We start from the raw sequence: 8,515 nt of genomic DNA on the forward strand, positions 1-8,515 counted from the left end.
TATGCCAAAAAACTTAAACGATTATGCTGTTGTAGTCGGCGTCTCCCACTATAGTGGATTGGCAACGCTAAAAGGACCTGAAGGAGATGCCTATGATTTCCGAAAGTGGTTGTTGGAAGATGATGGCGGGAGTATCCTACAGAAAAATTGCCATCTGATCCTTTCTACCGAAGATCTTCAATCACCCATACAACATACCATTGACCTGAAATTTGCAGCAATACTCAAAGAGCTTGACGGCAAGGAAAATCCTGGCAGGCGATTATATTTCTATTTTTCCGGGCACGGCTTAGGTGTTGAATGGAATGACACGGCCCTAGTCTTGCCTCCCTGGTCTGAGACATTCAGGAATTATGCCCTGTCTTCTTCCAGGTATTTAAAAACCTTAATCGAATCTGGTTATTTCGAAGAAGTTCTGGTGTTTTTAGATTGTTGCAGGAACAGGATGGTAGGGGTTACCGGTGCATCACCCTATTTTGGAAACGTAAGGCCGGAACCAGGCCAGTGCGGATGTTATGGCTTTTCAGCGACAGAATTCGATAACAAGGCTTTTGAGGCTTTGATCCAGCCGGGAAACGGGAACCAACTTGATAACAGCCGGACCAGGGGATTGTTCACTACCGCACTCCTGAATGGATTAAAAGGGGGGGCGGAACAAAATGGAGAAATAACTACCGTTACACTGGCTGATTACCTAAAGCGCGAATTGCCCGAACTTGCGAAAAAAAAGCAAAAAATGCAGATACCCACATTTTATGTCGAAAGCCATCTGCCGGAACTGACAATTATCGCTGCACATCCTCCAAAGGAAATTGTCCTCCTAATAAACTTTATAACCCATGGGGAGTATATCTACTTAGAAGATTCTAATTTGGAAGTGCTCAAAGAAGGGGACTTTACTACGGGCCCATGGTCAGTCCCTGTTCAGAAAGGCCTGTATGCAATTCGTTTCAGGAACCATGCAAAGGATATTATGAATGTAAGGATTGATGGAACTTTAACAGAAATAAGCTATGACATCTAATACAAAAGAACGCCCGATAGAAAGTGAAAGTGAACTGTCTTTTAATTATAATATTACAGGAGCACTTAAGGATTTTGTAAAACTGAGGCTCTTTGATGGAAAAGGAAATAATATAGCCAGCGGTTACCAGAATTTAAACATTAGACTTACAAAAGGGCTCTACCAGGTGCAGGTACAGACAAATGAAAAGATCGAGAATAAATTCCTGCGTGTTGAAAACGATTTTAATGAATCTTGGGAATACAAAGGCTCTTATTCTTCTATACCAGATACTTCATTCAAAAGTTCCCATGAGTATTATTCCGAAACCTCAAAGTTTTGGAGTCAGAATACAACTGTCCGTAATGGCCTGCATATTGAAGGTAATGACCCCGGTGACAACTATAACGCTGTAAACCGGTCCCTGTTCATATTCTTTCGCTATCCGGACAGGGAAACCCGTGATTCCCAAAAGAATGTAGCAGCATCCATGGGCTGGCGTTTTACACTTGCTGATTCGAATAGAAAGCCTATTTTTAGGCTTAAAGGTGATGATATTAGGGAAGATACCATTCAGGGATGGATGGCTTTCAACGCCAAATTACCAGCAGGAATATATTACCTGATTTATAACGGAAATGGAAAAAGAAAAAGAGAAATTCCTTTGTATATATTTGGAACATGGCAAACGCAGCTGTTCATAACGTTCAAACAAACCCCCATATTTCAGACTACCCGCATACTTTTGGCTCGACCATACAATGGACAGAATTTTAATGAAAATGAGACGCAAATACTGGATGCCGTACTGCAAAAAATGCAGAATGGGAGGTATTTTGTACCGCCTGACCTCATTAGAAGAACTGCCCACGAAAAGTGGGAAAATCCAATGTTGGGGATCGTCGTTTGTTATGCGTATCTCTTAAGCAGACAAACCTCATTTGATGAGTTATTCCGGGTTATTATCAACAACCTTGAGAACAACATATTATCGGACCACAATTCCCCCGATATTATGGCCATAAAACTGTTAGCAGCACTGCACTATAGTGAACCAATACCAAAAATGGAACTCGAAAGCCCCTGCATGATCATGGCAGGGATGCGCGCTTTTCTGGAAAACTCTGTCAGGCACAGCGATGCTATTAGTATTAATACCCAACTTGAAGACATCATACCTGTATTAAAAAATGATTCTGTCTGGACCTCCTATCTTCCAATGAAGATGGAGAAATACAAAGAGCCAAATGCCGGATTTGAACAGCATCTAAGCATAAAGCCTTCTATCAAAAACTATATATCTTACAATGATTTCCATACGATATCCATTGATGATAATCAGCTCATCGAACAGCAGGGTAAAGCAAAGCAAATAGCAGCAAAAGATTGGGTTGCACAAAGTCTTATTACACAACTTTCAATAGCTACAACTGACAACAAATGGCTAAATTTATTTAATATAAGTGTAGATAGTCTGGCCTTACAATATCAGGTTGAGGCAATAATAATCAGACGGAAACTTCAGGAATTGTTGGCGATATTGGACAACAGCAAGAGCCTATTTTTACAAACATATGGAAAAAACATTGATTCAGATGTATTAAAACTTAACATTGACAAATTATTAAAGACTTAATAATCCCGCCTGGATTAGGTACTGCTAGGATTACTTTTTATTTTACTTTAATTGAAAGATTTCAGAGAAGAAACTTGTATTCCAATACGATGGAAACGGACTCCATGCACAGTCAAAGAATATTGGATACGCGGTCGAAGGATTCCCCGCCGTCGGGCCAAGGTTACTCGATGCACGGTCGAAGAGTCTTAGACACACGGTGCAAGGCTACTACCCGATAGTCGGTGATGACGATTGCGCATAATAATGACTTTTCTTACTTATAAATAGTAGGTAGAAAGCACCAATTTTAGGTGACGACGAGAAAAAAGTTATTTACTGTATTCGCTTGGATTTTTTGTGTTCCCATCAATAAATATGAATACCTGTGCATGCTCGCCATCTTGTGTTTCCTCAAATCCATGTATCGCCACTGATCGCAATATTACATTACTTGCAGGAGGACCTGGCGGCATCACTTTTGTGGTCAAATCTAAAATACAAACAATTGAAGCTGATTTTCCGTTTCCTGAAGCATAAGCCACAGCTTGAGATGAATACTTTTTCATTAAAGCCGCACGATCTGAAATTGTTGTTTCCACCTTTAGTTCTGCAATATGCCCTTTATAGGCAATCTCAACACGTCCGCCAGCTACGTGTGACTCTTTAGTAATGGCACCGCCAATTAGAGGATTTGCCGTTAGGTGCTGAATGAGTTTATCCCTGAATTGATCTTCTTTCAATGATGATAAATGTTTGTATAAACCGCTTTGAAGGCAATATCCTTGAAAATTTGTAATGCCATTAAGTAGTCTGATAAAGTCGTTTCTATCCTGCATTTCCATTTGTGCTAAAAGAGGATTGGTATAAATCTCAAATACTTTTTTATCAATAGTTTCAAAACCAGTTTTGAACAGGTTGTTATTTTGATCCAAAATTTTAGCGTTCAGTTCGTCATAGCCAATTATCACAGGCTGCAATTCTTCCTTTTCCAATCCCAACAGATAAGGAACAAGTTTAATAGACAAATTGTCTTCAAAATTGCTTTGGCTGTATTTGAATAATAGTGTTCCTTCTACATTATAATCCAGTCTTTCATCAAGTATGATATCGTTTATATTTAATTCAAATATATCAGATGAGGTTGTTGCCGCTAAGATTTTTAGCGTTTTAAAGTTTTCAGGGAATTTATTAAATCGTAAAAGCCCTTTTATCACATATACCTCTTTTGCTTTTAAGACCTGTGGATTGGCCCATGGAGTATCATGCAAATAAAATTCCAGCGACACTACAATAGTCTCAGGCATTATCTCAACTTGATCATTATCTTCGCGGTAGTTCCTTGGAATAAAATTATCAGAATGTAAATACGCGATTGAGGGATGCTGTAATTTAAGAAATTTATCTATGATAGTTCTTAAATCATTGAAACTAGTGTGGTTTATTTTATGAAATAGCGTCTGGAGGTCTTTTATCTCATCATTAAAAATTTCCAGATGTGAAAATGCATCAAATTCGAAAAGATTTATGTTGACCCCAGCAGCAACTCTTTTTGCTTCAGCACCCGCATTGCCCTTTAATACCATTTGACACCACTCGCACAAAAGGAAAACTGCATCAACAAGCAACTTTTCATTTCTAAAAATTGCTTCTTCTTTTCTGCTTCCTGCCAAAGCTAATAATTCAAGCTGCAATTTATCTATTTCATTTCTTTCGCTTTGGATTTTTGGAATAGATCCAATACTAAAATCAGAAAATACTTTACCTATTTTCTGGCGCAGCAGTTTTTGAACATCAATGATGTCCGCTTCAAATAATGCTCCCATCAGTTTTAGATTTTAAGAGGAATTCGTTTAAAACATTGTCTTTTCCAGCCAGTGCCAATCCAGACAAGAGTTTGTGGTCTTTAACAACACGGAAAAAATATTTTTTAGAGGGTACGTTCTGAACATTTTCAATAATATAATTACACAGATTTAAATTCTCACTGTGCAGGCTGAAATAGCCAAAAAGGTTTAATATATTGATTATATCATAGTCATATAAATCTACTTCATCCAAATGATTTTTTAAATATTCTATTATTGCTTCAGATTCTCTAACCATATCAGAACGCCTTAGATAGTACATTTCACTGTAAAAGCCTTTTCGGAAAGAATTTGATATGGCCATTTCGTGGCGATGCGGTGGATATTTGTAAATAAAACCCAAAGCTGATGCAAGCCATAAATCATTTAAATCATCATTGTTTCTTCTCAAGTCCTTTAATAGCTTAATTGCATTCTCAGCCTTATAGAAATCTAAATCGCTACAATCGGGAAGCAAGTAATTTGTCACGATGTTTTTTTCGTAAGGAATAAAGTTTTCGCTATTAACTTTTCTATTTAAAAATATAGCCTGCTTTAAAAGTTTTTGGCAAAAATTATGATTCTTTTCTTTTTGCAAACAATGTAAAGCAAGCATCATAACCACTTTTCCATATAACTTACCATGCATTTCAACCGATAGCATATTCAACAAAGGATATGTTAGATTGGACATGGCATGACTAATGCCGATGTAACGACTATCGTATTGATCCAATAAATAATTAATTACTTCTTCGGAAACTGTTGAAGGTTTTTTAACCAAAATCTGTCCATATGCATCAATTGCGAACTTCTTAATTACTACATTGTCGTCTTTTATCAATAGTAACAATAAATCAATGATTGTTTGCGGTATAATAACAAAATGATTTTCGAGTAAAATTGCTAATAGCTTAAGCGCTTCCATACGTACTGCTAATGCGTTCATATCCAGTAGCCAATTATAAGTATCAGGAAGGATTTGTACTAAGCTAATATTCGATTTTATGGAGGAACGTATTATGGAGATTAAATAAATTTTAACATCTACGTCTTCAGTTTTTTTGGAATCCAGATTTCGGATGATTTTTATAATCTCTCCAAAATTTGCTGTTTCGTTTTCCTGAACCAGATTCACTAAAATATCTTTTACATTACTGAGTTTTGCAGAAATTTTGGTTTCTAAGCCAATAATATCATAGGGATTAAGGCCAATAAGTGGATTAAAAGTCGTGGTGTTCGAGTTCAGATTATCCTTGTTCCAATTGAAAGTATTTTTTTCTTTAAGTGCAGTAATCAGAAATCCGAGGAAAACTTCGAATTTGTCATTAAACTTTGTTGGGTATGACCTGGTGAGGTCACGTAATATCGAGAACGGGTTTTCAAAATCATCTTTTATTTCGTTATTAGCTGTAAAGCCAATAATCTTATCAATCAATGCACTGCTTTGGACTGGGAATGATTCGCGAAGATCGTCTGTTTCCAAAAATTTATCATAGAATTTTAAAATTTGGACTTTCGCACCCGCAGATAGCGTATTAAATTTGCCCGAAATAGTGTTTAAAACCAAATCTATATCTGTGTAACAAAATCTAATTAAAGTTCTGCAAACGGTCCAATCTGAGCCGCCACGACTGTCTTCCTCAATATTGTATGCAAGAATCATATTATCCAGAAAAGGAATGGCAATCGCTTTTTCAAGAATATATAACTGATATAGAATTAGGCATGTATTTTTTCTGACAGCAGAATCTTGGTCTTTTAACGAATTGCGGACGATTGTTTTAAAGTTTTCCTGCTGGCGGGAACTATAGTCTTGGAAATGCTTAATTATGAATGGTGAAGAATTCTCGAAAGGATCATCCTGGCTTGTAAAATTTTCCTTAAAATAGTTATTTATCAATAATGTCACAAACACTAATTCTTCCTCCTGGGTAAGATTTAAATATTGTGCTAATCTGACAATTGTATTTAAGTTTTGACCTTTCGCAAAACAGTCAAGAATTCGACTTTTACCAAAATCGGATAATTTCGAAGGATCAGCGAGTAAAACGTTTACAACTGCGTCCGCGATGTCAGGTGAAATATCTTCATTATCAAAAAAAAGCACCAAGTAATCCAACGAAAGTGAATTGAAAAAAGCAGGTTTCAATCTACTTGATTCCTTGATGCTTTTTGCAATTTCGAACTGATTTTGATTGTCACTTAATTTATCGACTAATCTTAAGATTGAAACCTCAGTTGTCTTTGAGAATTTAAACCGATCTAAAATTTTCCCTTTAATTTTTGTCTTTACGTCATCAACTATCTTTTGTTCTTCTTCGCGATCCTGATTCAATTTATCAACATATTCCTTGTAAAGTTCCAAGGTTCTGCGTCCAAAATTTTTCGGAAAGACTTCAGCATGAAATTGACAATCCTGACAATTGGCAATTATAAAATCCTGTGCTACCCATTCTAAATTCATTGCACCGCCACCGTTAGCCTGTGGGCAAGAAACATGATTCATTGTGGGCAAGCCCATTTGGCCAATCATGCCACCATACTCGGAAGCTATTTTTATATGAGAACACCAGTGCTTTATTTCAGGAACGATACTCTTACTTCTCCTTGCCAGTTCAAGTGAATCGTTTAATCTTGTATCGCCATATAAAGAATTTGCCATTGGACTATAAAAAAATTAAAAGCAATCAGATAAAAGTGCACATGGCTTGAAATTTCTGTTACTACTATAGCACTAAGATAATCTTAATAGCAAAAATAGCTACAGATAAGCTGGAATTTTTTCAACATCCTTTTCAACTTTTAGGGTTTATCACTATTAACATTTAATATCAAATTTGCCTATGTATTTTTAGTAATGTTATTAAACCCATTGACTCTTCTTTAACCCATTTCTTATTAAAAATAAGGTTATTAATTAGTTCAGCCTGACTACAGTTGAAATTGTTTTGGCAGGACCTGAAAAGTCCGATTTCCACTCGCTTCTTGTGATGTTACTGTTTACAGGCAACGAATATGCCGGAATAGTTTAATTTATTTTCGTTTTAGATTGCTTTAGAAAAATATCTTTTCCTTTATTATCGGCCTTCAGTATCTCATACCCTTTGAAATCATTGATTTTGGAATAAACTTCTTCGTCTGAAAAAAAATATTGGTAACAGTTATATTCACGAGTTTTTTTGCTATCAATAATAAGGTAACTTTCATGTTCGGATTCCAACTCATGGAAATACTCTCTTTCAAACATCGATAACAAAACATTACTGCTTAATGGAAATATTATTTCTGAGCCATATGTTCCAAACCCATGATAAAAAGGTTTTTGGTTGGGAACATGTGGTTTGACAATTACTGGATTGTCTGAAGTGTGAAAGTTATCTTTGGTGACATGAAAATCCATATTTTATCCAGAATTAAATCTTGAAGGTTTGCGATAAGCTTTTCATCTGTGTACAAATTAGAATGTTCTACAGGCTTATAATCCTTATCAAGCTCTAGTTTCACGCTGTCGATGAATTCTTTCTTATCTGGGTGTTGATTTACCATAAAAGATTTGATAATATCTAAACTTGCGCTTCCTGTTTTTTCGTATGTTTCCCAATATTCATCAATGACCGTGGGTAATCTTAAGTATTGAATTGCAATAAGAGCTGCGAACAATTGTTTTTCATCTATTGTTAACGGTTCCGGTTTCGTAATTTTTTCATTTTCAATTTCAACGGCAGTAAGTTTACCCAACAGTTTACTATATTCTTGCTCAACAACTTTATCAAAAAATTCAGTTTCATAAAAAGTTGTGGGAATCTCTAAATTATTTGTCACAATAATTTTTTGAGGAATGTTATAGAAATAATCTTTGTAGGCGGTTTTTGCGATTGCTTGAATAGGGCTTTTTCGAGCATATTTTTTACTGTAAACATTTACGCTTTTTTCATCCAGCGAAAATAATCTCAACCTGAACTCGATTAATAAAAGACCGCTAATTGGTTAGTTTTAATTGTTTCGTATTTTAAAGAAGGTTTTTTCGGCAGAAAATTATAAGCAATT

The 8,515-nt window shown here is 35.8% G+C and carries 4 protein-coding genes and 1 pseudogene; 2 read left to right on the forward strand and 3 right to left on the reverse strand.

Annotation, left to right across the window (positions count from 1 at the left end; all coding sequences use genetic code 11):
• The first annotated feature begins 1 nt into the window (after position 1).
• Both J2X31_RS05285 and J2X31_RS05290 read left to right on the forward strand, forming a co-directional pair.
• A complete protein-coding gene (locus tag J2X31_RS05285) occupies positions 2-1,024 on the forward strand; it encodes a caspase family protein (RefSeq protein ID WP_310025025.1) in 1,023 nt (340 codons plus the stop codon).
• Complete coding sequence (locus J2X31_RS05290; protein ID WP_310025026.1) at positions 1,014-2,639, forward strand: hypothetical protein; 1,626 nt, start codon at positions 1,014-1,016, stop codon at positions 2,637-2,639. The genes J2X31_RS05285 and J2X31_RS05290 overlap by 11 nt, the downstream gene beginning before the upstream one ends.
• 311 nt (positions 2,640-2,950) lie before the next feature.
• On the opposite strand, the gene J2X31_RS05295 is transcribed toward J2X31_RS05290, so the two are convergent.
• The 3 genes and pseudogenes from J2X31_RS05295 to J2X31_RS05310 all read right to left on the reverse strand — a co-directional run bounded on the left by J2X31_RS05295 (position 2,951) and on the right by J2X31_RS05310 (position 8,422).
• A complete protein-coding gene (locus tag J2X31_RS05295) occupies positions 2,951-4,444 on the reverse strand; it encodes a hypothetical protein (protein ID WP_310025028.1) in 1,494 nt (497 codons plus the stop codon).
• A complete protein-coding gene (locus tag J2X31_RS05300; protein ID WP_310025029.1) occupies positions 4,428-7,130 on the reverse strand; it encodes a hypothetical protein in 2,703 nt (900 codons plus the stop codon). Before J2X31_RS05300 ends, J2X31_RS05295 begins: the two co-directional genes overlap by 17 nt.
• 366 nt (positions 7,131-7,496) lie before the next feature.
• A pseudogene (locus J2X31_RS05310) lies at positions 7,497-8,422 on the reverse strand (DUF4238 domain-containing protein).
• Positions 8,423-8,515 lie beyond the last annotated feature (93 nt).

It is taken from the genome of Flavobacterium arsenatis (assembly GCF_031456785.1).
GTDB classification, from domain to species: domain Bacteria; phylum Bacteroidota; class Bacteroidia; order Flavobacteriales; family Flavobacteriaceae; genus Flavobacterium; species Flavobacterium arsenatis.

What these genes read in the sequence shown, in the direction of transcription:
- J2X31_RS05290 (WP_310025026.1), top strand. Translation starts at nt 1,014, where the DNA reads ATGACATCTAATACAAAAGAACGCCCGATAGAAAGTGAAAGTGAACTG.
- J2X31_RS05295 (WP_310025028.1), bottom strand. Translation starts at nt 4,444, where the DNA reads ATGGGAGCATTATTTGAAGCGGACATCATTGATGTTCAAAAACTGCTG.
- J2X31_RS05300 (WP_310025029.1), bottom strand. Translation starts at nt 7,130, where the DNA reads ATGGCAAATTCTTTATATGGCGATACAAGATTAAACGATTCACTTGAA.
- J2X31_RS05285 (WP_310025025.1), top strand. Translation starts at nt 2, where the DNA reads ATGCCAAAAAACTTAAACGATTATGCTGTTGTAGTCGGCGTCTCCCAC.